17 protein-coding genes are annotated in these 25,700 nt (G+C 45.6%); 2 read left to right on the top strand and 15 right to left on the bottom strand.

The features are described from left to right. The 8 genes from C0033_RS02100 to C0033_RS02065 all read right to left on the bottom strand — a co-directional run bounded on the left by C0033_RS02100 (position 1) and on the right by C0033_RS02065 (position 10,867). Positions 1-1,170, bottom strand: a complete 1,170-nt coding sequence (locus C0033_RS02100; RefSeq protein WP_347501011.1) for a UxaA family hydrolase — start codon at positions 1,168-1,170, stop codon at positions 1-3. 91 nt (positions 1,171-1,261) lie between these two features. Continuing rightward, entirely contained in the window at positions 1,262-2,536 is a 1,275-nt protein-coding gene (locus C0033_RS02095) for a lactate racemase domain-containing protein (RefSeq protein ID WP_103226216.1), read from the bottom strand. Positions 2,537-2,538: 2 nt separating this feature from the next. Further along, entirely contained in the window at positions 2,539-3,606 is a 1,068-nt protein-coding gene (locus tag C0033_RS02090) for a 4-hydroxythreonine-4-phosphate dehydrogenase PdxA (RefSeq protein ID WP_103226215.1), read from the bottom strand. Positions 3,607-4,129: 523 nt separating this feature from the next. After that, the gene (locus C0033_RS02085) at positions 4,130-5,419 is read right to left on the bottom strand and encodes an IS30 family transposase (RefSeq protein ID WP_103226214.1); all 1,290 of its coding nucleotides are present in this window, start codon (positions 5,417-5,419) and stop codon (positions 4,130-4,132) included. 386 nt (positions 5,420-5,805) lie between these two features. Next, positions 5,806-7,230, bottom strand: a complete 1,425-nt coding sequence (locus C0033_RS02080; RefSeq protein ID WP_103226213.1) for an FRG domain-containing protein — start codon at positions 7,228-7,230, stop codon at positions 5,806-5,808. A 94-nt stretch (positions 7,231-7,324) separates the two neighbouring features. Next, positions 7,325-8,035 (bottom strand): hypothetical protein, encoded by a 711-nt coding sequence (locus tag C0033_RS02075; protein WP_103226212.1) that lies wholly within the window; start codon positions 8,033-8,035, stop codon positions 7,325-7,327. 66 nt (positions 8,036-8,101) lie between these two features. After that, positions 8,102-9,292 (bottom strand): HNH endonuclease domain-containing protein, encoded by a 1,191-nt coding sequence (locus tag C0033_RS26815; protein WP_180994522.1) that lies wholly within the window; start codon positions 9,290-9,292, stop codon positions 8,102-8,104. 123 nt (positions 9,293-9,415) lie between these two features. After that, the gene (locus C0033_RS02065; protein ID WP_103226211.1) at positions 9,416-10,867 is read right to left on the bottom strand and encodes a GntR family transcriptional regulator; all 1,452 of its coding nucleotides are present in this window, start codon (positions 10,865-10,867) and stop codon (positions 9,416-9,418) included. Positions 10,868-11,075: 208 nt separating this feature from the next. Here C0033_RS02065 and C0033_RS02060 point away from each other — a divergent pair, with 208 nt between their 5' ends. Further along, on the top strand, positions 11,076-12,899 hold the full coding sequence (locus C0033_RS02060; RefSeq protein ID WP_103226210.1) for an ATP-binding protein: 1,824 nt from the start codon (positions 11,076-11,078) through the stop codon (positions 12,897-12,899). A gap of 47 nt (positions 12,900-12,946) precedes the next feature. After that, a complete protein-coding gene (locus C0033_RS02055) occupies positions 12,947-14,623 on the top strand; it encodes a methyl-accepting chemotaxis protein (RefSeq protein ID WP_103226209.1) in 1,677 nt (558 codons plus the stop codon). 110 nt (positions 14,624-14,733) lie between these two features. On the opposite strand, the gene ppdK is transcribed toward C0033_RS02055, so the two are convergent. The 7 genes from ppdK to C0033_RS02020 form a co-directional block, all read right to left on the bottom strand. Beyond that, entirely contained in the window at positions 14,734-17,355 is a 2,622-nt protein-coding gene (gene ppdK, locus C0033_RS02050; protein ID WP_103226208.1) for a pyruvate, phosphate dikinase, read from the bottom strand. A gap of 208 nt (positions 17,356-17,563) precedes the next feature. After that, entirely contained in the window at positions 17,564-18,898 is a 1,335-nt protein-coding gene (locus C0033_RS02045; protein ID WP_103226207.1) for an MATE family efflux transporter, read from the bottom strand. 85 nt (positions 18,899-18,983) lie between these two features. Further along, positions 18,984-20,372: a glycine--tRNA ligase gene (locus tag C0033_RS02040; protein WP_103226206.1), complete on the bottom strand. Its 1,389-nt coding sequence runs from the start codon at positions 20,370-20,372 to the stop codon at positions 18,984-18,986. 21 nt (positions 20,373-20,393) lie between these two features. Beyond that, entirely contained in the window at positions 20,394-21,050 is a 657-nt protein-coding gene (locus C0033_RS02035; RefSeq protein ID WP_103226205.1) for a hypothetical protein, read from the bottom strand. Between the two features lie 81 nt (positions 21,051-21,131). Beyond that, the gene (recO, locus tag C0033_RS02030) at positions 21,132-21,788 is read right to left on the bottom strand and encodes a DNA repair protein RecO (protein WP_103226204.1); all 657 of its coding nucleotides are present in this window, start codon (positions 21,786-21,788) and stop codon (positions 21,132-21,134) included. Positions 21,789-21,842: 54 nt separating this feature from the next. Further along, positions 21,843-22,748 carry a GTPase Era gene (gene era, locus C0033_RS02025; RefSeq protein ID WP_103226203.1) on the bottom strand — a complete coding sequence of 302 codons (906 nt, stop codon included), beginning with the start codon at positions 22,746-22,748 and terminating at the stop codon, positions 21,843-21,845. Between the two features lie 30 nt (positions 22,749-22,778). Further along, complete coding sequence (locus C0033_RS02020; RefSeq protein WP_103226202.1) at positions 22,779-25,700, bottom strand: insulinase family protein; 2,922 nt, start codon at positions 25,698-25,700, stop codon at positions 22,779-22,781.

Here is a 25,700-nt window from a genome sequence, read left to right as displayed (position 1 = left end):
TTAAACATAATTGCAGGAACGCATAACTGCCGTCTCCGTAAATCCCAGTATTTCCGCTTTTGTCTTTCTTCCGTTGCAGGTATCTATCATCAGCCTGTATAACTCTTCTTCCAACTCCTCCATGTTCTTTTCACCGCTCATCAGCCGGCTGGCGTCGAAATCGATATTATCTTCCATGTTCCGGTAAGTATCGGCATTTCCTGTAATTTTAATCACCGGCGCGATCGCGCTTCCCAGCGGGCTTCCAAGTCCGGAGGAAAAGACAACAACCTGAGCGCCTCCTGCCAGCATTCCAGCGATAGAGGACGCATCATTGCCCGGTGTATCCATCACCACCAGCCCGCGAGTATCGGAAGAAATCTGTTTTCCATAGTCATAGACCTCGTTGATCACAGAACTTCCTCCCTTATGAATACAGCCCAGAGACTTTTCTTCAAGAGTTGTCAGGCCGCCTTTTACATTGCCCGGCGTAGGATTTCCCAGGCGGATATTTTCTCCGTTTCTTATAAAATGTTTTTCGTAACGGTCTACGATATCCAAGATCCGTTCCCTTACCCGATCATTCTTTGCTCTGGAAGCGAGTATCATCTCCGCTCCGATAAATTCCGGCGTTTCGCTTAAAATAACGGTTGAACCTTCCGAAACCAGCCTGTCGCTGAGAGAGCCCATCACCGGATTGGCTGCAAGCCCGGATGTGGGGTCTGATCCTCCGCATTCTGTGGCCAGAATAATATCCTTAATGGAAACAGGCACTTTTAGCTGCATGGAAGCCTCTGCTGCCATCTGCCGAGCCATTCTGACGGCCTTCTCTATCAGGCGGATGGTTCCGCCTTCCTTTTGTATAACCAGAGTTTCCAACGGTTTGTTGGTACGTTTCTTAATTTCCTCCGCAATCAATTCAACCTGACATGTTTCACACCCAAGGCCAACCACTATGGTTCCATATACATTGGGATTTGCCGCAAAACCGGCCATCATATCCATCGCATACCGCATATCCGACGGAACTTGAGAACAGCCTACCTGGTTATGAAAAGAAACCGCTCCCTGGACCTGGGCAGCAATCATTCCCGTCGTGTCTGACGCACATACGCTGGCAGGCAGTATCAATATATGATTGCGGATTCCTGTACGGCCGTCGCTTCTTTTATATCCGTATAATTCCATCATCCTCTATCCCTTTCCTCAAAACTCACCACGTTATGACAGTGGATATATTCGTTTTACAATCTCCGTTCTCTCAGAATCCCTGCCTGTTTCATTAAAATAAATTGTCTTTTTCATCAAAAGCCAAGGGCGCAGGTTCTCCCATTATCTCTATACTGCTGTTGTTCCCAGCCTCCTCAAGCAATGCTTTTGAAATGTCAATTCGTTCCATCTCCATCGTGTTATGAATGCGGACAATCCGGGGCTCCTCATGGTTAATTTCGATGCAGGACTTTATTGCCGCCTGAATTGCCAGCTTATCCGATTCCATAATCATTGGGATTTTCATTTCTCCCACCACCGTATTGGTTATGGCATTGGGGTATGTCTGCTCTAAAATCATCTTTTCAAACAGCCGCCTTGTGGTAATATCGGCCAGGCCGATGCCGCAGGCATTTCCATGGGATTCTTCCGTCAGTTCCAGAACCGCTACCCTCTGGGCATTGATTCCTCCCTCCGCGAACGGGGTTGGAAAACGGCCTGAAATATTGGGGTCCATACCGTCGCCGCTGATATTTTTTCCCATCTGGTCTACGATCAGCACATCGCAGGAATCGAACAGAATGCGGGGCATATAGCTCTTTGCCCTCATCAAAAGCTCCGGTTCCTTTGAGATGATTTCTTCCGGCGTGAGCGAAACGATCTCCCTGGTCTGGTCATATGCATTTTCCAATAGAGCCAGTCCGCAGATCACAGGCGAATTGTTTAAGATAACCGTCCCAAACATGGGTATGTATTCCTCAAACTTCCCGAACCCGTCGGCATGGATAATCTCCGCGCCGAACTGTTTGCCAAGACCAATTGCCATCATCTTCATGATGCCGCTTTCATAGGGACCACGAAATCCCGTATGCGGTTTGACACGCCCGCACACGATAATTCCGTCCGATTCGCATGCATTTTTATCGATCCGCACCGGTTTCCCATTTGGCGTAATGCCGATCTGAACCGTTTCCATGGAAGAGCGGATCTCGCATCCGATAAATTCTTCCGTAACTCCATAGCCTTCGATTACCTGACGCTGTCCTTCTGCAGTCGCGCCCCCATGGCTTCCCATAGCCGGCACCACAAAAGGAACCGCTCCGCGGCTTTTTACAAAATCCGCGGCTGATTTTATAATCAATGGAATATTGGCAATTCCGCGGCTTCCTGCCGTAATTGCAATTTCCATACCCGGCTGAATCTTTTTTGCTATTTCTTCCCGTTCCAGCTGGCCGAAAATCACCTGGGGTATCTCTTCCTCCGGAATGTGGGTACCGTCAAATTTCTGCTTAATGGACACCATTTCCGGTATCTTAACTCCGCCTAATAAATCTGATATCACACTCATATTCACACCTCCGCATTATCTCTTATAGAAAGAGGATTCCTCTCGATCAGATTTGGCATGTGACACGCCTGTTTTGCAATTATGTCAAATGCAGTCATAAATGCTGAGCTGCTCACCTTTCCTGTCCCAGCTATATCAAAGGCAGTTCCATGAGCCGGGGTACCGATCGGCATAGGAAAGCCGGCTATAATCGTGGCTGCATGGGAAAACCCCTTTAGTTTCAGCGCAATCTGGCCCTGATCATGGTACATAGTAACAACAGCATCTGCTTCGCCGTCAAAAGCATGGACAAAAATCGTATCCGCGGAATACATCCCTGTGATGTTGTATCCTTCTTTTCTGCCCTCTTCAATCGCCGGTTTAATCATTGTCTGCTCTTCCTCTCCGCAGAGCCCTCCTTCGCCGCAATGCGGATTTAACGCCGCCACCGCAATTCTCGGTTTTTCAATCCCGAAAGCGCGGCAGGACTTATCCGCCAGACGAATCATGGACACGATTTTATCCTTTGAGAGATATTCTCCAAGTTTTGTAAGCGGTATATGGCTCGTAACCCTTGTTGTCCATAAACCGTCCACCACATTCATCTCACCAGATTCTTCATCAACCGGCAGCCCCAAGGCATCGCATTCCTCTTTAAAAATTTCCAATTCACTGGCTGTATTGCTGTAATTCAGGCGGATAGCTTCTTTGTTGAAAGGAGCAAAACAGATTCCGTCAATATAGCCTTTCGCATAAAATCCGCATGCAGTCTTAATATCAGATACGACCGCTTCCCCGCAAACAGCATTCACCTTTCCAAAAGGCGCTTCCCCAGGATTCATATTTTCCGTGTCAACCATTATAAGGCTTTCTTTGGCTGTTCGTATATCTTCCGGCTTAACCAGCGTGTATCCAACGCTCTTACCAGTCAATTCTTCAGCGCGATTTAACACTCTGACATCACCTAAAAGCACAACTTTTACGTTCTCTGCTGCGCTCTCCCGACCGCCAAACGCTTTCACAATAATTTCGGAGCCAACTCCGGATGCGTCACCCAATAGTACACAGACAACTGGTTTTTCCTGTTTCATGTTCTTCCTCCTTATTCGTATTCCGCTGCCATCGTCTGTTTCATATATGTACTCAGGATACTCTCAACGCTTTGTTTTATCAATATGATTCGCTCCTATTTATGTTCTATTTTAGAACACAAGTTAATATTTGTATATTCTGTTGTAATTTTCAATTTTATATTGTGCACTATTTCCATATTATTTTTACGCTTATTGTTTTATATTGAAACATTTCTATGCCGATGAGAAAATATTCGATGAATTGCAATCCGAGACTCCCATTTGTAGCATGAGACTCCCGTTTTATAAATGAAAATCTCGTTTTGTAAGCAATTTTCCCCTTTTGTAAATGAAACTCCCGTTTTGTAACCAACTTTCCATAGTTTACATTTCAATCATACGTGTTATAATGGCTTTACGGCATAAATTTTCATATGGCAAACAGGCATCAAATCCCGCTCAGCTTTTTTGTAACTGGAGATTCCATGCCTGGCAAAACCCGATTTTTTTCTTCTGGCGGCGCCCTGTGTTGATTTATGGGTTATTTTTTGAGAAGGCGAGGCTTCAGGATGATGTTCTCGGCGGGTACCGGTCTGCATCCCAGCCTCTGCAAAATCTCTTCTCCGTAATAAAAGCTGAACGCGTCGTATGGGCTACGGTTGTTCAGCTTTTTTCGTTTGTAGGAATTGATATGGTTCATCATCAGGGTAATATCTCTCTGCGTAAACCCATCAAAACTTTTTCCCTTGGGTACGATCCTGCGGATCAGCTCATGATTGACTTCTATGGAACCTTTTTGGTAGGGACTGCCCGGATCGCAATAAAAGAGATGCGTCCGCCTCCTTGCATGTTCATCGGGTCCAAACTCGATTGCCTTGGGATTAGAGAATTCGCTGCCGTTATCCGTTAGTATCACCGGAACCAGATTTTCAAACGTTTCCTTTCCCAGTGTGTGGTAGAGCTCATCCCATATCTCCGTAACGGATCTGGCGGTATTGGCCTCACGCAGGAATGCCAGCATAAAGCTCGTATTCACGAAATGTACAGTCAGCAGCACTTTGCCTCCCGGTGTTCCGATCACAGAGTCCATCTGCACAATATTTGTGTGCGGATTGGCTTCCATAAATGCCTGATAATCCTTGAAGGTACGGCCGTTCCGGCAGGCTCTGTCAACCTTGAACTCGGGTTTCTTATAGCGGGGACGGTATTTTACCTTGCGTGGAAGATCAATGTTCCTGACATCCAACAGGCAGGCATCGATGTAATTATATAAGGTTTTCTCGCTGCACATCAGTTCATCCCTGCGGCTTTCATATATCTGGTGGATGGATTGTCCATTCCGGACCAGAGGGGTGACGATTGCATTGATACGGGCAAGTTCCAGTTCATTAGACAAAATACCGCTCCTGCATTCAGAGATATTTTCCTGGCATCGCAGATGGGCCTCCTCAGCATGGTAAAACATCTTTTTAAGGGTACACTGATTCAATTGATTGCAGACATAGGGCGGTTTCAACTTTGTGGTGCAGACCTCCTCCTCAAAATTGTCACAGATAGTATTGCACATGGTACAGAGGCTGCATTTGTACTTTGATTGTCGGGTACATTCCAAGGGGCATATATTCTTTCGATTGCAGGTTTTGCGATATTTACAGGCATTATAAGGGTAACAGGAATAGCCGGTTTTCTGTTCAAAGGAATACTTTCGGATTTCTTTAGCAACCGTGGTACGGTCTTTGCCAATCACGCTGGCAATCTTACCAAAAGAAAGCTGTTCTTTGAGCCCCTTCTGGATCTCGAGGCGTTCATCATAGGTTAAGAATTTTGACATAGTGGCTCCTTTCATGCCGCCAGTGTCAAAACTATAACATAAAAGAAGACCGGAAAAAACCAGTCTTCTATCCTTTGTAAGAGAAAATCCATACCCTTCTCTTATGCTGTATTTTATTGTATATTCACTTATCCGGAATCTTGGGTATGGAATTTCGGATTACAATTAAGGGAGAAAATATTCTTTTCTTCCATACAAATAGGAAATATCTTAATACGTGCTCTATTGCCTCATAAAATGATGACAAAAAATGCTCAACAGACAGAACTCAAGAATCTCTTTTAAAGGAATCCTTTTATTCAGCCTGTTGAGCATAAAACTAAACGGCAGCTAACTTTTCGGTGAATGTGCCGCATCCCCCATAGCTCTGCACTTTTTTAATTATTCTACAGTGGCGGCTCTTGAGCGCACTCTACCGTATAAAGGATATTAAGATAATCTAATGTCCACAGATTCGTGCATCCCGTTAATTCCCGAGCATGAAAGTCAACCACCCCGGGTTCATTTTCATTTTCCATAATCATCCATGGGGAAAACATCCTGGCACCGGGCGGTATCACTTTACGTTCTTTAACCAAAATGCCATAAGCGTCTTCGATGGAAAAATTATCATACTCCGCATTGATCCGCTTCCGTTTCCCACTGCTTAATTTCCAAGGTGATTTATCCTGAATGATAATCTTCTTCCCGTTCACACTAAAATCATCCAGCTCTTTTAAACAAAGCTCTTCTTCTTTCAATGCGAATAAATGATTTCTCTCAAGGGCATATAAAAAAGCCTCATAAGAAAATACCGTCAATCCGGAGATTGCATTAATCAAAAAATCAATTTTAGAAAGTCCCTCATGAGGATAAATGAGTTCTCCGCCCCGCATGTAATCAAAAATCCAATTTGACAATTCTTCACTGTGTTTAAACCGCAGCTTCTCGAACAACGGGTCCTGCTGAAGGGGTTTTTCCTCCCTCATATAGATGCCATAGCCGTCCTGCATATGACACCGCATAAACGGCTGAAATCCCAATGGATAAATCAGATTGCTGACACCGCCCAAAAACTCAGGATGCTGGTACTGCCTGTAACGGTAAGGGGAGCCATCTTCCTTATATTCTGCCACTTCATTGGAACTACCTGAGAATTTCTCTACCTCTATATTCCACCGAAGGCTCATACGGCTGCTGGGCATGTGATAAATCATTCCATATTTTGTATTTTCATTTTTCTCTGTCTGTTCTTTGGTCAGCGGGTGCCATTTTCCATCTTTATAGCAGCAGGCAGCAAAAAATAAAGCTACGTCAAAATCGCTGGTTATATCCAGCCAGCAGGTTTCCAGCCCGTAATGCTGCGCTAATGGCTCATACAATACATCCGATCTTTTCCAATTTTTCACATGGTCAAAGCAGTTCAAAAGCTTCCCGAATTCATACACGCGCATATCGGCAACCAGGCGGTAAAGTTCCTGCTGTTTTGTATTGTCATATTCCCGCAGACGGCGAAGCAGAGAGGGCACACTTGACGGATAAATTTGATTCTCCCCCCGGTAAAAGTTTCTGCGCCTGGACTGCTGGATCACAACACCGTGAGGATATTCAATTCTCATGCCTGATGTTTTAGGGTCCCTGTAAAGGTACTCTTTATACATAGCCGTATTAAAATCCTCATACTGATCCCAATAATTTTCACCTCTGTCGCTGGATGCCGTGATTTTCCTGCCTTCCCGTTCTTCCATCAGGTTATCATTATGTAGCTTTTTAATATCATCCCAGGTGAGGTCATGGATTTTATTATCAATTGGAAATAAATATTCCGCCATATCGTTTTTACTCCCCCAGTATCAATAAATATCGTTCCATTCCAAACATAAATGTTTCCTCGCACAGTAAGTTTACTTTGATAAAGTCATCCTTTTACTTAACAGAATCAAAAAGCCGCCGCTTCATATTCTCACGCCATTCCTGGTCTGCAATGCACATTCCCATCCAGCAATGTTCGCTGAACATGCAGATTTCACACACCAATTGATCGATACTCTGCATCAGCAGCTCATCATCGTTTGGTATATCGTAAAACCCGGTTTTTCTGATTCTTTCCGGATTCCTTAAAGCGAAATCAATCGCTTTTCCATTACCGGTTTTAAGATACCGGTACACCTCGGCTGTAAAAGACAGGCAGTCTCCGGCTTGATACCTCTCAAATCCATTCTCCGGCATCCACACATGGTCCTCTTTACCATAAAAACAGGTACCGTCTCCATACATTCCATTAACAAAAATTCTCTTAAAACAGATATTGCCTTTAGACTTCTTTTCAATCTGTCCCTTGAAATCACATCCGCAGCAATTATAATAACACAGTTCAAAATAGGGCCGTATTTTCCTGCCGGATCTCTTCATGATATCGAGATACTCCTTATAGGACAGCTTTTCGCCGCCCTCTACCTTCCTCCTCTCGTCCGGGTCAAAATCAATTATTCCCCACTCGGTCTGCACACTGCATTTCTGCCCATAATAGTCCGCTTTGATTTCTTCCCATTTGTCACGCTCCGTATGCTTCGGTTTCGATCTTTTACCCTCTACTTCTTCCCATATAGCGTTAATACCTTCATCAAAATTGCCCATCTCTGTTTACCTCCGTATAAAAAGTACCGCCATTGGCAGTCTGACATTTTAACTTCGGTAATTTTCCTATCTCCTGCTGCCTTGCCAATTCCAAATCTCATATCCCTGCCGCCTCGCCGAATCATACACCGGCTGCATATTCTTCTGCAAAATATCACAGAACTCCTCCCTGGTGTTGCCCTTACGGTACAACTCCTGTCCGGCCCACAAGGAATGAAGATTATCCTTATAACAGCGCTCATACAGTTTTCGAATTCCTTCCTTTTCATGAATCAATTCGTACAAAATATACTGATTCCCTGCAAACCGGCCAAAATACGGACTCCAATATGGAAGCCGGTTGTTCTTAGAAGAATTCAGTGAAGAATCCATAGGCATCAAATTCCAGAGTTCATCGTTCATCACAAAAGACCAAGGAATGAAATGATCCACATCATACTGCTTAGGCTCCACCGGATCTCCCGTAAATACATCCCGCACTTCCTGAAGTTCCAGAATCCCTTCCCAAAGCTTCCTGACATGATTCAGCTTGCGCATCTTTTCATCCATAGGCGCCAGTTTATACACCAGCCCCGGCACTTCCGGATTGTTGTTTTGAAGCCATTTCACCTTTTCAAACTGTATCCAGCCTAAAATCGATACGGTATGATCCTGTATCATCCTGACCCAGGGCAGTTGGAAATATACTTCCTTATTCAACCGGCTCCCATTTCCCAATGTATAGGGAAGTAAGACTACATCACGGTTAATCAGTTCAATATATGCGGTCATCCGTTTAATGCTGTCCCACTCAGCCTTCGCATTTGCTTTCGAAAAGAAACCTGCCAGCGCACGGTAAGGAACCATATTGGTCAGCTGCTCTTTTGCTGTCTTCAATTCTGAATTGTGTTCCCGAATTGCATTTTTAATTTCCACCTTTGAAGCATTGGCAGGCAGAGCGCTCAACTCCGAAAGGCGCAGCACCGCCCGTTCCAAACCATCCTTCACCCCGCCGCTTATGGGAAGGCCGCTGAGATGGATATGAAATTCCCGGACAGAGTACCATGCATTACAGATCATTTCATCAATAATGGCATCAAAGGTCGTCTCCCTCACGTCCCTTGAAATCAACTGTACAATCGCTTCCAGCCAGTAGAATTTATAACAATAGGACGGATCTTTCATCATATAAGAAAATCCTTCAATATCCAGGGTGCTGTAATACTTCTCATCTATATTTAAGGAATGTATAATTTTCTTAGAATCAAATTCTGTCATCACTCATTACCTCTTTCCCGCCGCTCATCTCGGATTTATAGGGCCTGCATTTCCACCATATAGTTAATTTCCCTCAATTTCAAAAATCGTACGGATTAACATTCCAGACCGCCCAATGTCTATTTATAACTCCGACGGAACCTTTTCCAAATTTTTATAACAAATTAAAGAATATAATCGGGCATCTAAATAGATAGCCCGGAACGTCTGTTGGACGGAAGAAGCCGCCTTCTTCCGGTCACATCTTCTAAGAGATTCGCAGGCAAGGGCGAATTGTTCAAATCCTTCCTGGGCCAAAACCACGCATTGCTCATCAATCACGTATGGCCGGTCCAGATAATGTCCCCAAATCAGCGCATCGTCAAACTGCTCAAGAATATTTTCCAAACATTTAAGCGGCATATGCGCCTTCAAAAAAGCCGTTATAATATGTATAATTCCGGAACTTCGCTGTCTCAAAGGACTGCTCTCCCACTCTGACGCCGTATCCCCAAGCTCCGAATCCTCAAGTAAGGAAAAAGCAGCAAATGAAAGTTTCCCGGAACAGACGGCCAAAATCTGCAGAACATTTAAAAAGAGGATCAGATTATCCGCAATAATCGTTTGTTCTATGCGGACAGGAGCCAGTTCTTCTTCCTTCCGCAGTACCGTCCCCTTTTTCTCGATGGTATAGATAAGGCCTATGTCACTGAGCAAAGCCATGGCCTTAGAAGCGGTCGATTTGGAAATTCCATAGGTGCGCATGATTTCCGGTTCCGATGGGAAATAGACGCGGTTATTGAATTCGCCTAATTGAGCTCTCCGGTACAGACTTTGGGCAACCGTTGCATAAAGAGGCGAACGGTTTTTCCCTCGAAACCATTGGTAATTGACTACATCCTGGGGAATTGGAGCATTTTTCTGCAGTTCGCTCAGATAAATTTCCGCCTGCTTCCCAACATTCCGGTACATTAGCTCTAATTTAATCCTTAATGCTTCGCGCTCCTTCCGTTTTACCATTCCCTGAATAAGCGGCAGAATTTCTTTCATGAACCTGGTGGAAGCATCAAAAGGATTTTCCAAGCCGGACTGTTTCACATATGGAAAACGGGCATAATGCTCCATATCGGTTTGAAGATCCAGTACGGTCTGGTTTTGATAGGGCAAAAGCATCTCAGTAAAAAATGATATTATATTGGCATGGTTCATCTCCATATCGTCCCGTGAACCGTCTGAACCCATAACGGAGGTAAGATCCTTACACAGAGTCGCCCCCTCGGCATAAAGGGATGGCATCATCAGTTCCAATCCCCCGTAAATATCAAGAATACTATCGCGTCTCTGCATCAGGGACCGGATATAGGCCTGCTCGCTCTCGTCAAAACAGACGATGGCACGTTTGCCGGCAGAAGTGCGGATCACTCCTTCCTGTTCCAGCATGCGGATTACCTTTCTCACCGTCGTAATTCCCACCTGGTATCTTTGGCAAAGTTCCTTTTGGCTTGGAAATACCTGGCCGCAACGGAGGACGCCGCTGTAAATCTGTGTCAATATAGACTGGTAAAGAACCTTGTAAAGTCTGCCGTCCTGTTCCATGATACCCCTCCTTTTAGATAAGCTATTCTTAGTATACCACAAATAAGTCAAAAGCACTTGATAACTCAATAAATGAAGTCTATAATATAACTTATAGCTAATTCAGGGAAGATATTGAATATGAAAATCAAAACAGACGTTACCGTGTTGCCGCAGAGGGGCTCATTTGCCGCTTTGCTTAGCACTGAACGCAGGAGGTTGTACCGCTATGGATGATAAGAAAGTTACTAAAGTCAGTATGTCAAAGTCTGCAATCATAATCTGCGTCTTTGCGGTTCTGTTTGCAGTCGTCAGCATCTATTCCGCAAACAGCATCCGGGTGGATACGCAAGACATGTATGACCACCCATACACTGTGACCAATACCGCCAGAGACATGCGTTCACGTTTGCTTGATATGAAACGGTTTTCCGTCATATTTTTGACCACAAGCTTTGAAAATAAAGACGAAGTACACGAGCTTTTTGAAGAACGGTATGCGCTGCAAAATGAATCGATTGATACTATTTACTCACACTATCTGGGGCCGGTGGAACATGTGGATGCTTTAAGATCGGCGATGGATGAGCTGATCACCGTTCAAGACGCCGCAATACAGTTTATGGATCAGCGTTCCAATGACCAGCTTCTGCAATATTTTAATGAATATGTTTATCCTTCTTATGATCAGGTCGGCAGTTGTCTGGATGTCATTATCGGCCGTTCGGATTTTAATATCCGCAGCCTGACTGCCGCAGCCAAACGCACTTCCGTTGTTTCAATCGCAACGGCTTTCCTGCTAACCGTATTAATTGTCATATTGACCGTCCGCACCAATAAAAGCGAACGCAAGATGATTCAGGATACCCTTATCTCACTCTCACTTGTGCAGAACGCCAATGATGCAAAAAGACAGTTCCTTTCCCGCATGTCCCACGAGATGCGTACGCCTATGAACGTGATTATCGGAATGACGGCCATTGCCGGTATGCATATAGAAGACCGCAGCCGGGTAGAAGACTGTCTTTCGAAAATCTCCTTTTCCTCCCATCATTTGTTATCCTTAATCAATGATGTGCTCGATATGTCTAAAATCGAAGAAGGAAAAATGATAATCAATCAAGAGCCTTTCCGGTTGAAACAATTGACAGATTCTATGTATTCCATGGCTCATTCCCAGATAAAAGGGCAGAACAAGCGGTTTGAATGTGGTGTTCAGGGAGTGGAGGACCAGACATTAATAGGCGATTTTACCAGAGTCAATCAGATTTTATTGAATCTTCTTTCCAACGCAATCAAATTTACTCCAAAAGGGGGAAGGATTCGCCTGGAGATTAAGCAGCTGAGCAGGGATAAAAATACATCACGCCTGCAGTTTACGGTCAGCGATACAGGAATCGGCATGAGCGAAGAATTTTTGGACCGTCTTTTCCTGCCCTTTGAACAGGCCGACAGCAAGATCGCGCAGGAATACGGCGGCACCGGTTTAGGTATGGCTATTACACACAATCTTGTCAAATTGCTGGGCGGTACCATCGCGGTGAAAAGCAAACTGGACGAGGGAACCGTCTACACAGTAGAATTGCCGTTTGGCCTCCCGCAGGAAGCTGCTCCTCCTGCCTTTGACTGTGAGATATCTTATCAGGAAACGTACGCCTCCCATCCAGTCTCTTTATCAGGGAAACGTTTTCTTCTGGCGGAAGACAATGAACTAAACCGTGAAATCGCCATAGAACTGTTAAAAATGGCCGGGGTCGAGACGGATTGGACCGAAAATGGAAAAGAAGCGGCCGAACGTTTTCTCGCCTCTCCGGCTGGGTATTATGATTTGATCTTAATGGATATACAGATGCCTGTTATGGACGGATACGCTGCGGCAAGAGAAATCCGCGGCAGCAGCCATTCCTGTGCCAAAACCATACCAATTATAGCAATGACAGCTAATGCATTTAAAGAAGACGTGGACAGCGCCTATGTCGCCGGAATGAACGGTCATATTGCAAAACCATTTGAGGTGGAAAAGCTTTATCAGACGATATCGGGCTTTTTCTGACGGTCAAGATCACTGGGCCATATAACTTGTAAAGAGGGGAAATTAAAATGTTAAAAAATATGAAAATCAGAACGAGGATGCTGTTCTCCTATGCAGTTATCATAGTGCTTTGTCTCGCTGCCAGTGTGGCTGCGCTTGTTATGATGAAACGGATCAGCAGTAATCTGACAAGCTTTTACGACAACAATTACGCAGTAACAGTCAACGTTTGGACAGCCAAACGGGAGATGCAGTTTGCAAGAGCAGACATATTAAAAGCCATGTTGGAAACAGATGAGAATGACATGAAGATCTCTCTGGACAACGCATCTGCTGCCCTGGCTAATATGCGGGCTGCCTTTCCCAATATCCGTAAACGGTTTAAAGGAGATATGACATTGATGGACGAAGTGGATTCGACCTTAGCCGAGGCAATTGTCTACCGGGATCAGATTTTCGAATTAACCGCAGCAGAAAAAAATGAGGAAGCCTTCGCATTGATGAATACCAGTTACATACCATTGCTGAATCAGATGTCAGATTCGCTGGATAAGATTACCTTGCAGGCGGCAAATAATGCAAAAGCAATGGTGGATCAGGGCCAGCAGCTTCAAATGACTTCCAGGTTTATTATGATTGTAATCATTCTGCTCAATATCGCTCTGGCATTTTTATTTGGACTTTATATCTCCAACAGCATCCGCAAACCAGTGGAAGAAATCAGGGATGCTGCAAAAAAACTGGCCACAGGCAGCTTAGATGTATCAATCGGCTATCAATCAAAGGATGAACTGGGAAATCTGTCCGACAGCATACGTTCTCTTATCAGAACATTCCAAGGGATTATCAGCGATATGAACTGCCGTCTCGCATCATTGGGCAACGGCGATTTTACAGTCACCTCCAAGGCTGAGGAATTTTATGTCGGCGATTTTCAGCAGCTGGCAGCTTCCGTAGAACAGATCACCATCAAGCTGAGCCGGACCATGAAACAGATCAACCAGTCGTCCGACCAGGTTTCCACCGGCAGCGACCAGGTTTCTTCCGGAGCACAGGATCTCGCCCGGGGTGCAACCGAACAGGCGGCTTCCGTAGAGGAATTAGCTGCCTCAATTAACGAGATATCCTCCCAAGTTAGGGAAAATGCCCGAAATTCACAATATGGCAGTGAACTGGCGGCAGCAGCCGGAGCAAAAATTGAGGAAGCAAACCGGCAGATGCAGGAAATGATCGCATCTATGCATGATATCAGCCACAAATCCGGACAGATCGGGAAAATTATCCAAACAATTGAAGACATCGCCTTTCAAACCAATATCCTGGCGCTGAATGCGTCTGTAGAGGCGGCACACGTTAGTACGGCTAAAGGATTTGCGGTTATTGCCGATGAGGTACGGAACCTGGCAGACAAATCCGCCAGGGCTTCCACGAATACGGCTGCTCTGATAGAAGGAACCATTCAGGCCGTAAACTTAGGAACCAAAATAGCCGATGAAACTGCATACACACTCACAGAAGTCGTGGAGAGCGCCAGACAGATGGTTTCGGCAGTTGACAAAATCTCCAAAGCATCCAATGTCCAGGCGGCCGCCATCGCCCAAGTAACACAGGGCATCGATCAAATTTCCAACGTAGTGCAGGCCAACTCGGCTACTGCGGAAGAAAGCGCCGCCGCAAGCGAGGAACTGTACGATCAGGCGCAGATGCTGAAAAATCTGGTAAATCAGTTTAAACTCAGACAGTGAGCCATTATCCATGAAAAAAGCTGCTTCATTTACATATGTCAGATACTAGGAAGCAGAGGTAATCAGCCAAAAAAAGCCCCGGAATTGTAACTCCGGGGCTTTCGCTTTGCTTATTTATTGTTCAACGCCGCCTGAGCCGCTGCCAATCTTGCAATCGGAACGCGGAATGGTGAACAGGAAACATAGTTCAAACCAACCTTGTGGCAGAATTCGATGGAAGAAGGATCTCCGCCGTGCTCGCCGCAGATACCAAGTTTGATGTCAGGTCTTGTCTGTCTTCCCTTATCTGCTGCCATCTGAACAAGCTGTCCAACACCAGTCTGGTCAAGTCTTGCAAATGGGTCTGATTCGTAGATCTTAGCTTTGTAGTAAGAATCTAAGAACTTACCAGCGTCATCACGGGAGAAGCCAAATGTCATCTGTGTTAAGTCGTTTGTACCGAATGAGAAGAATTCTGCTTCTTCTGCAATGGCGTCAGCTGTTAAAGCTGCACGTGGGATCTCGATCATGGTACCGATATGATACTGGATGTCAGATCCTTTTTCCTTCTTAACTAATTCAGCAGTCTCTACAACGATGTCTTTTACATATTTTAATTCTTTCTTCTCGCCAACAAGAGGAATCATGATCTCAGGAACGATGTCATATCCGCATTCTTCCTTCACTTCGATAGCAGCTTCGATAACGGCTCTTGTCTGCATCTTAGCGATCTCAGGATAGGTAACTGCCAGACGGCATCCTCTATGTCCCATCATTGGGTTGAATTCATGAAGTTCATCACATTTCGCTTTAACCTGCTCTGGTGTCATTCCCATATCATCAGCTAATGCTTTGATATCTTCCGGATCGGTAGGAACGAACTCATGCAGAGGCGGATCTAAGTAACGAACAGTCATTGGTCTTCCTTCCAGGGCTTTGTACATAGCCTTGAAGTCGCCTTTCTGGAAAGGAATCAGCTCGTTGAGCGCTTCTTCTCTCGCTTCCACAGTATCGGAAAGGATCATCTTTCTGATCTTCGGAATTCTCTCAGGATCGAAGAACATATGCTCTGTACGGCAAAGGCCGATGCCTTCTGCGCCTAATTTAACTGCATTTAAAGTATCTGCAGGAGTATCTGCGTTAGTTCTTACATGAAGAGTTCTGAATTGATCAGCCCACTCCATCAGTCTTCCGAAGTTACCGCTTACAGTAGCTTCCTGTGTAGCGATATCGCCAAGATAGATCTTACCTGTAGAACCGTCTAAGGAGATATAATCGCCTTCTTTAATGCTGTGTCCGCCAAGTTCGAAATGTTTCTCTTCTTCGTTGATCTTAATGTCGCCGCATCCGGATACACAAGCTGTACCCATACCACGTGCAACTACTGCTGCGTGAGAGGTCATACCGCCGCGTACAGTCAGGATACCTTCAGCTGCGTGCATACCCTCGATATCTTCAGGAGATGTCTCCAGACGAACCAGGATAACTCTTTCGCCGGCTTCATGATGAGCCTTTGCTTCTTCTGCTGTGAAGTATACTTTACCTGCTGCTGCACCAGGAGATGCAGGAAGAGCGGAACCGATCACTTCGCCTGCCTTTAATGCTGCTGCATCAAATGTAGGATGTAATAACTGGTCTAAGGATTTTGCTTCAATTCTGCATACTGCTTCTTCAGGAGTGATCTTTCCTTCATCTACTAAGTCACATGCGATCTGTAAAGCTGCCGGAGCAGTTCTCTTACCGTTACGTGTCTGTAAGAAGTATAATTTGCCTTCCTGAATTGTGAATTCCATATCCTGCATATCGCGGTAATGGTCTTCCAGTTTATGAGCGATTGCCATGAATTCTTTGTAGCATTCAGGCAGATCTTCTGCTAATTTTGTAATAGGCTGTGGTGTACGGATACCAGCAACTACGTCTTCACCCTGAGCGTTGATTAAGTACTCGCCGTAGATACCGTTCTCGCCTGTAGATGGGTTACGTGTAAATGCAACGCCGGTACCGGAAGTATTGCCCATGTTACCAAATACCATGGCCTGCACGTTAACAGCGGTACCCCAATCACCAGGGATATCGTTCATACGTCTGTAAACGATGGCACGAGGGTTGTCCCATGAACGGAATACTGCTTTAACAGCTTCCATCAGCTGAACCTTTGGATCCTGTGGGAATTCTTCACCCATCTTCTCTTTGTAGATCGCTTTGTATTTTGCGATTACTTCTTTTAAATCGTCAGCGGTTAAGTCTGTATCAAACTTAGCGCCTTTTTCTTCTTTCACGTTGTCCAGAATTCCTTCGAAGAATGTTTTGCTCATCTCCATAACTACGTCGGAGAACATCTGGATAAATCTTCTGTAAGAATCATATGCAAATCTTGGGTTTCCTGTTTTCTTTGCAAATCCTTCTACTGCTACGTCGTTAAGACCTAAGTTTAAGATTGTGTCCATCATACCAGGCATGGAAGCTCTGGCTCCTGAACGAACAGATACTAATAACGGATCTTCCGTATCGCCAAACTTCTTGCCCTGAATCTCTTCCAGTTCAGCAAGAGCGTCAAAAATCTGACCTTTGATTTCATCTGTGATCTGCTTGCCGCTGTTATAGTAGTCAGTACAAGCTTCTGTTGTTACAGTAAAGCCCTGTGGAATCGGAAGACCAAGGTTGGTCATCTCAGCCAGGTTAGCACCTTTACCGCCTAACAGGTTTTTCATGTCGGCACTGCCTTCTTTAAATAAATAAACCCATTTTGCCATAAGTTATTTCCTCCTCAAGTTCATGTAGACTGGCATCTACCTTTGATTTTCATTTCCGTTCGTCAATGCCTTTTACAAAGAAAAAGCCCGCAAACGGTCTGTGTTTATTATATCACAAACCAAAATCTAGTAAAGGTTTTTTCTTCATTTCCTGGCAAAAATTTAGTAATTTTTCTGTAAAATAGGTTGTAACCACTTACATTTTCTGTTATTTTCGCATATCTGTTTTCAATTCGCATATACGAATATTCAGTAAAGTACAAACGGCTAAAGTGATAAATTCTGTCACCGGCATTGTCATCCAGATTCCGTTCACGCCCAAAACCGCCGGAAGCAGAAATACAAGGACGCCGCTGAGCACAATTCCACGCAGAAGACAAACCAAAAGTGCATAAAACGGTTTCATAACCGACTGAAAATAAGTGCTGAACAAAAGGTTGGCTCCCATTGCTGAAAACGACAGAAAATACATCCGGACTGCAGGAACAGACAAAGTCAATATGGATTCATCCGCCTTTACAAATATCTCGGTAATCATCCGCGGCAGAAAAAGACCTGCCGCCACGAACAGCGCTCCTGCGATAAATTCGGCCGTCAGCGCATATTTTCTGGTCTCCCTGACCCTTTTTTCCCTGCCGGCTCCAAAGTTGACAGCCATCAACGGCTGGGCGGCCTGAGCGATACCGTTGCTCACCGACGATACGATCAGAGCGCTGTTGGATATGATCCCGTAAACCACCACGCCTAAGTTTCCCACATAAGCCAGCAGCTGCCGGTTGAATAAAAAGATGATAATTCCGCCCGACATCTCAATTAAGAAACTGGATACTCCGTTGGCAATCACTTTCCCCGCTTTTGCAGCCGACAAATCCCCTGTGAATTTCAGTGTATTGGACGGTGAGAAAAAATGGGACAGCAGTATGCCGATCGTAATCAGCGATCCGATCACCGTGGCGACGGCGGCTCCCGCCATTCCCATCTTCATGGGAAAGATAAAGATATAATCCAGCACCACATTGCTCACGCCTCCGGCAATTACGGCGGCCATGGCCACCTTAGGCGCCTTGTCATTTCTGACAAACGCCTGTAAAAAAGCGGAAAACAGAAAAGCCGGAGCGCCCGCTATCAGGATCTTACCGTACTGTTCCACCAGCGCAGCCATGGACTCATTATTTCCCAAAAATCCGGTAATCGGGCCAAAGAAAAGATAGCCCATAGTCAGATAAAAAAGTGAAAACAGCACCGCGCACACGAACCCGACAGTAAAGTATTCCCTGGCCTTCTTTTCCTCACCCTTTCCCTTTGAAACGGAAAACAGCACGCCCCCTCCTACGCCCAACAGCACGCCCGTACCGAAAAACAGGCTGAATAAAGGCAGTAAAAGGTTCAGAGCCGCAATTCCCACAGCCCCCACGCCGCGTCCAATCATCACCGTATCCGCCAAAATATAGATGGACGTCACAAAAGTGGCGCTGACCGACGGAATCAGGTATTTTAAAAATAAAGCTCTCACATGATCTTCCAATAAATTAAGCGGTTTCATCCTGCCTCCTCATCCGAAATTAAAATTCATTTTACAGAAAATGAGAGCCGGATCTGCGGCTCCCATCTCAAACATTCTTATTTTGTTAAAAAGAGAATTTATCTTCCAGGTAAGCTTTTAATTCCGTAATCGGAATTCTCACCTGTTCCATGGTATCACGGTCACGCACGGTAACAGCCTGGTCTGTCTCTGATTCAAAATCATAGGTAATGCAGAACGGAGTACCGATCTCATCCTGTCTTCTGTAGCGTTTTCCGATATTGCCTCTGTCGTCAAACTCACAGTTGTAATACTTGGAAAGTTCTGCGTAAATCTTCTCCGCACCTTCATTCAGCTTCTTGGAAAGAGGCAGGATGCCGACTTTAACAGGAGCGATCGCCGGATGGAAATGAAGCACGGTACGCACATCTCCCTCTCCGATCTCTTCTTCATCATAAGCAGCGCAGAGGAACGCCAGCGTCACACGGTCAGCGCCCAAAGACGGCTCAATTACATAAGGAATGTATCTTTCTTTCTTCTCATCATCAAAATAAGTCATGTCTTCACCGGACGTATTCTGATGCTGGGTCAGGTCATAATCCGTTCTGTCGGCAATTCCCCATAACTCACCCCAGCCGAATGGGAAAAGGAATTCAAGGTCTGTGGTGGCCTTGCTGTAGAAGCATAATTCTTCCGGAGCATGGTCTCTGGCTCTCATCTCGTCCTCTTTGATTCCTAAGGACTTCAGCCAGTTGATGCAGTAGGATTTCCAATAGGAGAACCACTCTAAATCAGTTCCCGGTTCGCAGAAGAATTCCAGTTCCATCTGTTCAAATTCTCTTGTACGGAATGTGAAGTTGCCAGGAGTGATCTCGTTACGGAAAGATTTACCGATCTGTCCGATGCCGAACGGAATTTTCTTTCTGGAAGTTCTCTGAACGTTCTTAAAGTTTACAAAGATACCCTGAGCTGTCTCAGGTCTTAAATATACCGTATTCTTAGCGTCTTCCGTAACGCCCTGGAAGGTCTTAAACATCAGGTTAAACTGACGGATATCTGTAAAATCATGTTTGCCGCAGCTTGGGCAACAGATGTTTTTCTCATCGATATATGCTTTCATCTCTTCCTGGGACCAGGCATCTACAGAACCTTCTATCTGAATCTCATGCTCTGCCATATAGTCTTCAATCAGCTTATCCGCGCGGAAACGCTCTTTACATGCCTTGCAGTCCATCAGCGGGTCAGAGAATCCGCCTAAATGGCCGGATGCCACCCATGTCTGGGAATTCATCAGAATTGCGCAGTCCACGCCCACGTTGTAGGGACTCTCCTGAACAAATTTCTGCCACCATGCTTTTTTCACATTGTTTTTCAGTTCAACGCCCAGATTTCCGTAGTCCCATGTATTCGCAAGTCCTCCGTAAATCTCAGAACCAGGATATACGAATCCTCTGCTCTTTGCCAGCGCTACGATTTTTTCCATTGTCTTTTCCATAATCAGCTTAACCTCTTTCTTCTATTTGAAAATGATATATGATTTCCCCTCCGGCGTTTTCGCCGTAAATTCATCCTGAAGGGACACTCCCTTGGATACATACTGAATCTTTCCCTCGGTCTGAATGGTAACCGCCCCATCCACGGCCACGCAGTAACTGTCTCCGGCCTTTACCAGTTTCTCCGGCTTTACATTGGTTCCGTCTTTCGGTGTTACAAAAACGGCTTCCAGCAAAGCCCCCTGGTTAAGGAAAGTAGAAGCTTTTCCGAATTCCAGCCCCTCTGCCTGGTTATCCTCGTCCTTCTGGTCTTTCGCAAACTCGATCAGATCGGTTCCGCTGGCATAGTCGAAGATGATCTTTGCAGATCCGCCTTCCAGCGTACAGGTATTAACGGCAACCGGAAGCTTTGCCTGGCCTTCCGTGTTGGCCGATACGGCTCCCAAGCCCTTTTCTTCATTATACGAAGACACGATTCCATCCACGAAAGCCTGGAACTTTTCCTGGCTGTATTCGGCAGAATATGTTTCCACCAGTGAACTGGAGAAATTACCGTCTCTGGACACGAAGATACTGTCCTGATTCGGTGAAAATGTGCTGGTTGAGCCCTGTTTACCGCCGCAGGCGGCCAAAATCACTGCTAAAACGGACGCAGCCAGTGCAATTTTTATTTTTTTCATACATTACCCCTATCTTCCTATCTGAATCATTTTTTCGCATATAGAGTGGATTATACCTTCTTTTCCAAATATTTTCAATACTTAACCCGGATTAATTAAGGTTTTTAATATCTCCAGGGAATGAAACGTCCGGTCAATGAATTTTGTCTTGTTGACTTCCACACAGGAGGCGAATTCTTTTAAAACTTCGTCGGTCAGGGTAAATGTATACAGAGACTCCATAGAGGAGGCGATCACAAATTCCCAGGCATAATTGGCGGAATCCCCCACCCGGCGGGGCGGGTGTTCCGTGTACTCCCCATTAATCACCATGGCCTTTAGTTCAAATATCCGCTGAACCAGCTGGTTGGGTATCGCATCCTTTAAAAGGGCTCTGAGGGACTGGTACACCAGCTTTAAAAGCAGTGTCTCATCCATATTTTCTCTCGCATAATAATCGGCCAGTTCCAGAAAATACGACCCGTAGCAGGCCCCTTCCATATCAAACGCCAGATCGGCAAAGTAATTGGTGATTTCAGCCGACTGAAGGTTGTAGGCGTCTCTCCCTTCAAACAGGGAAAACTGTCCGAATGAAAAGGGGCGGCTGGCAGCCATCAGTATGCTGGAAGGGCGTTTGGCGCCTCTGGCAAACGCGGTGATCTTTCCGCGTTCTCTCGATAAAATCACCAGGCGCTTGTCAAATTCACCCACCGGAGTTGATTTGATCACCATTCCGGTCACCTTAACAACATCTCTCACTCTTTCTCCCATCCGCGTGATTTTTCACGCTCAATCAAAGAACTTTATCCGTTTTTAATTATCCCTTGGATCATATCCGTAGTTTTTCATATATAACTCGCTGTCTCTCCACTCCTTGCGCACCTTTACCCAGAGCTTTAAGTTGACCTGCATCTCCAGCAGGTCTTCGATCTCGCGTCTGGCCGAGGTTCCGATCTTTTTCAGCATGCTGCCGCCTTTTCCGATGATGATTCCCTTATGGGAATCCCGCTCGCAGACGATATTGGCCTCGATATCCATGATGCCGTCTCCCCGCTCCTTCATCACTTCGATGGTAACGGCGATTCCGTGAGGGATTTCGTCATTAAGAAGCCTGAGGGCTTTTTCCCGGATCAGCTCGGCCGCAATCTGGCGCATAGGCTGGTCCGTAACCGTATCCTCGTCATAAAACTGAGGTCCGTAAGGAAGGTATTTGAAAATCAATTCAGTCATCAGGTCTGTATTCTTATCCTTTAACGCGGATACCGGAACGATTTCGGCAAAATCGCAGATATCTTTGTAAGTATCGATAAATGTGAGAATCTCCTCCTGTTTTTTAACCGTATCGATCTTATTGATAACCAGAATCACAGGTGTGGTCACCTTTTTCAGCTGTTCCGCGATATGGCGCTCTCCTGCCCCGATAAATGTGGTGGGTTCCACCAGCCACAGAATCAAATCCACTTCTTTCAGCGTGTGCTCAGCCACATTTACCATATATTCGCCCAGCTTGTTTTTCGCTTTGTGGATGCCGGGAGTGTCCAGGAATATGATCTGTCCCCGTTCATCCGTATAGACCGTCTGAATCCGGTTCCTGGTGGTCTGCGGCTTATCCGATGTGATGGCGATCTTCTGCCCGATCAGATGGTTCATCAGCGTTGATTTTCCCACATTGGGCCTTCCTATTAATGTTACAAAACCTGATTTTAAATTATTTTCCATTCCTTACCCCGATCTGTATTTTTATAAAGCTTATGAATTATAGAGATTTTTTACCTCTTTAAATAACGGTTTCTCCGCTTCTATCTTATCTTTATTGCCGATTACGCAAAGGCTTTTTGTATCCAGCACCGCCTTCACCAGCCCGGCCAGATTTCTGATATCTTCCTGGGTGGCATTCAGAATCTGCATCCGTTCTTCCTTCATCATCTCCGGCGTCACGCCTGAAAGATAGGCGGACAGCCCTCTGGAACCTTTGCTGGACGGCGGATACGGAATATCCAGATCGCTGATGGTGCCAATCACATATTTGGTCATATCCCTTTCGTCAATCCGGAAGTCCTCCAGATATTTAGGAATCCCTTCGTAAATATCATTTGTCTCTTTTAAGTTAGGGTCCCGGTAAGAAACCAGATACCCTTCGCCCGAACGGCCGAAACCGCTCATGCATCCGTAGGCTCCGCCCTTTACGCGGAGGTTGATCCACAGATAATCATAGCTTAAAATCACTTTTAAGATTTTTAAAGCTCCCGTATAGTCAAACCGGCCTCCAAAGCTGCCGCAGCGGGCCACATAGTTGACCTGGGATGCCGTTGTAAAGCCTTCGTTTTTATTGCCCTCCCGGAATTGATACGGATAGGTGGTTCCGGTACCGGACGGAAGGCTGTCCTTTAAACACTTTACCGCTTCCGGCAGATAGGAATAACCGGTTTCATCCGCCGTATAGCTGATCAGCATATTGTCGGAAGTAAACAGCTTTTTCGCCACTTCCTCCAGCTTTTCAATCAGTGCTTTCTTATTGCTCTCATATTCTTTCACGGTGCGTTCCAGGAATTCATAATATCCCACGCCTCCGGTAATATCATTAAAAGAAGAAACCGGTGAAAAATAAGAAGTCGCCCTTGCCACCGCCGCGGAATGGAAGCTGCCTTCCAGCTTCATCTTGGCTCTGGACCTGCACTCTCCCAGAATCTCTCCCAAACGCTTTTCATCGCCCAGCTTAGAATTCAACAGTATCTCTTTTATCATATCGAATCCGAATCCCAGCTTATCATACATCACCTTAGCGCTGGCCTGGAACACTCCGTAGAAATTCTCCCGGTCTTTCAGATTCGGATAAGAGGTAACGGAAAAGCTGATTCCGCCGCTGTTTAAATAGATTTCACTGGAAAGATCCGTATAATTATAATGTTCCGTATCCACATAGCCCAGCACGGATTTTAACAGCCCCACATAAGGCAGGTCTTCCACCGGCACCCGGTTTGTATTGAAAAGTATTCTCAGATAGCCGATCTCTGATGTGAACATCTCATGGTGGATCACCTTGATTCCATCCACTTCTTTCTCTTCCCAGATCAGTTTCTCCGGCTCTCTGCCGATATCCTCTCTGGACAGAAGCGGAATCACGGATAATTCCTCCTGGGTGGACGGCGTCTCCTGATAAATCCTTAATTCCTTGGTCTGTTCCACCAGACGCCCAATCTCCTCTTCACTCAAAGACGCTTTATAAGCCGCCATCTTTTCTGAAAGCTTCGCCTCTTCCTCGGCAGTCAGATTCTTCTTGGGGCAGACGGCAATCACGGCCTCAAACGGATTATCCAGCAGATATTCCCTGAGCAGGCCTTCAAAATATCCCTCGTCCACCGCCTTTTTCAGGAACTCAAATGTATCCTGGTATTCCAGATGCATCATCGGGTCCCCGTCATACAGCCAGCTGTCCAGGCACTGCAGTCCGTACATCAGCCCGCTTGGCGCAGAACCGTAATCAGCTTCCCTGTAGCGGAACTCGTAGTAGTTAATTCCCGCTTTTAATATCTTTCTGTCAATTCCCTGGTCTGCCAGCTTGCGGAGCGTTCCCTTTAACACAGCCAGGAACTCGCCTCTCTGCTCTTTTTCCGCATTCTTAGCAACCACGGAAAAATACGGCTGTAAAATGCCGCTGTCATACCCTCCCAGAATATCCTGTCCGATACCCGCATCCAAAAGAGCCTGTTTTAACGGCGCTCCGGGCGCATCGATCAGCGTATATTCCAGAATCTGAAATGCGATATAGAGTTTGGGGTCCAAATCCGTTCCCACCACATTGCTGATGGAAAGATATGTGGCCTGTTCCTCCGATTCCCCGTCCGTAATGGAATAGAAGATGGTTTCTTCCACCGGTTTCTCAAAGGGCTTCTGCATCTTAATCTCAGAATCGATCTCCATCTTCTCATAATGGCTCAGATATTCCCGGTCCAGCCATTCCAGCTTTTCCGCCATATCCATGTTACCGTAGAGGTAGATATAGCTGTTGGACGGATGGTAGTATTTCCGGTGGAAATCCAGGAATTCTTCATAGCTTAAATTGGGAATCTCCGACGGATCGCCGCCCGATTCAAAGCCGTAACAGGTATCAGGGAACAAAACTTTTCTGGTAAACCGGTCCAGCACGCTTTCCGGAGAGGAAAACGCCCCTTTCATCTCATTATAGACAACCCCGTTATAGATTAACGGCTGATCGGCCTCTTCCAGTTCGTAGTGCCATCCCTCCTGCATGAAGATCTTTTCTTCTTTATAAATGTTGGGATGAAGAACCGCGTCCATATAGACGTCCATCAGGTTCTGGAAATCCTTATCATTGCAGCTGGCCACCGGGTATACGGTTTTGTCCGGATAGGTCATGGCATTTAAAAAGGTGTTTAACGATCCTTTTACCAGCTCCACAAACGGGTCCTTCACGGAAAACTTTGCGGAACCGCAGAGCACGCTGTGCTCCAGGATATGAGGAACTCCGGTGCTGTCCGACGGCGGGGTGCGGAATCCAATATTAAAAACCTTATTTTCATCTTCATTTGAGATCAAAAATAACCTGGCTCCGCTTTTTATGTGTTCCAGAACCATTCCGGTGGAATTGATCTCCTCTAACCTTCTAGTTTCCAATAAACGGTAGGTTGTTAATTCTTCTAACTTCTTCAT

Source organism: Clostridium sp. chh4-2 (assembly GCF_002899675.1).
GTDB lineage: Bacteria > Bacillota > Clostridia > Lachnospirales > Lachnospiraceae > CHH4-2.
This window is presented reverse-complemented; position numbering and strand designations above follow the sequence as displayed.

Bases quoted from the DNA above. Each gene is read 5' to 3' on its own strand.
- C0033_RS02100 (WP_347501011.1), bottom strand. From the start codon at position 1,170: ATGATGGAATTATACGGATATAAAAGAAGCGACGGCCGTACAGGAATC.
- C0033_RS02095 (WP_103226216.1), bottom strand. From the start codon at position 2,536: ATGAGTGTGATATCAGATTTATTAGGCGGAGTTAAGATACCGGAAATG.
- C0033_RS02090 (WP_103226215.1), bottom strand. From the start codon at position 3,606: ATGAAACAGGAAAAACCAGTTGTCTGTGTACTATTGGGTGACGCATCC.
- C0033_RS02085 (WP_103226214.1), bottom strand. From the start codon at position 5,419: ATGTCAAAATTCTTAACCTATGATGAACGCCTCGAGATCCAGAAGGGG.
- C0033_RS02080 (WP_103226213.1), bottom strand. From the start codon at position 7,230: ATGGCGGAATATTTATTTCCAATTGATAATAAAATCCATGACCTCACC.
- C0033_RS02075 (WP_103226212.1), bottom strand. From the start codon at position 8,035: ATGGGCAATTTTGATGAAGGTATTAACGCTATATGGGAAGAAGTAGAG.
- C0033_RS26815 (WP_180994522.1), bottom strand. From the start codon at position 9,292: ATGACAGAATTTGATTCTAAGAAAATTATACATTCCTTAAATATAGAT.
- C0033_RS02065 (WP_103226211.1), bottom strand. From the start codon at position 10,867: ATGGAACAGGACGGCAGACTTTACAAGGTTCTTTACCAGTCTATATTG.
- C0033_RS02060 (WP_103226210.1), top strand. From the start codon at position 11,076: ATGGATGATAAGAAAGTTACTAAAGTCAGTATGTCAAAGTCTGCAATC.
- C0033_RS02055 (WP_103226209.1), top strand. From the start codon at position 12,947: ATGTTAAAAAATATGAAAATCAGAACGAGGATGCTGTTCTCCTATGCA.
- ppdK (WP_103226208.1), bottom strand. From the start codon at position 17,355: ATGGCAAAATGGGTTTATTTATTTAAAGAAGGCAGTGCCGACATGAAA.
- C0033_RS02045 (WP_103226207.1), bottom strand. From the start codon at position 18,898: ATGAAACCGCTTAATTTATTGGAAGATCATGTGAGAGCTTTATTTTTA.
- C0033_RS02040 (WP_103226206.1), bottom strand. From the start codon at position 20,372: ATGGAAAAGACAATGGAAAAAATCGTAGCGCTGGCAAAGAGCAGAGGA.
- C0033_RS02035 (WP_103226205.1), bottom strand. From the start codon at position 21,050: ATGAAAAAAATAAAAATTGCACTGGCTGCGTCCGTTTTAGCAGTGATT.
- era (WP_103226203.1), bottom strand. From the start codon at position 22,748: ATGGAAAATAATTTAAAATCAGGTTTTGTAACATTAATAGGAAGGCCC.
- C0033_RS02020 (WP_103226202.1), bottom strand. From the start codon at position 25,700: ATGAAGAAGTTAGAAGAATTAACAACCTACCGTTTATTGGAAACTAGA.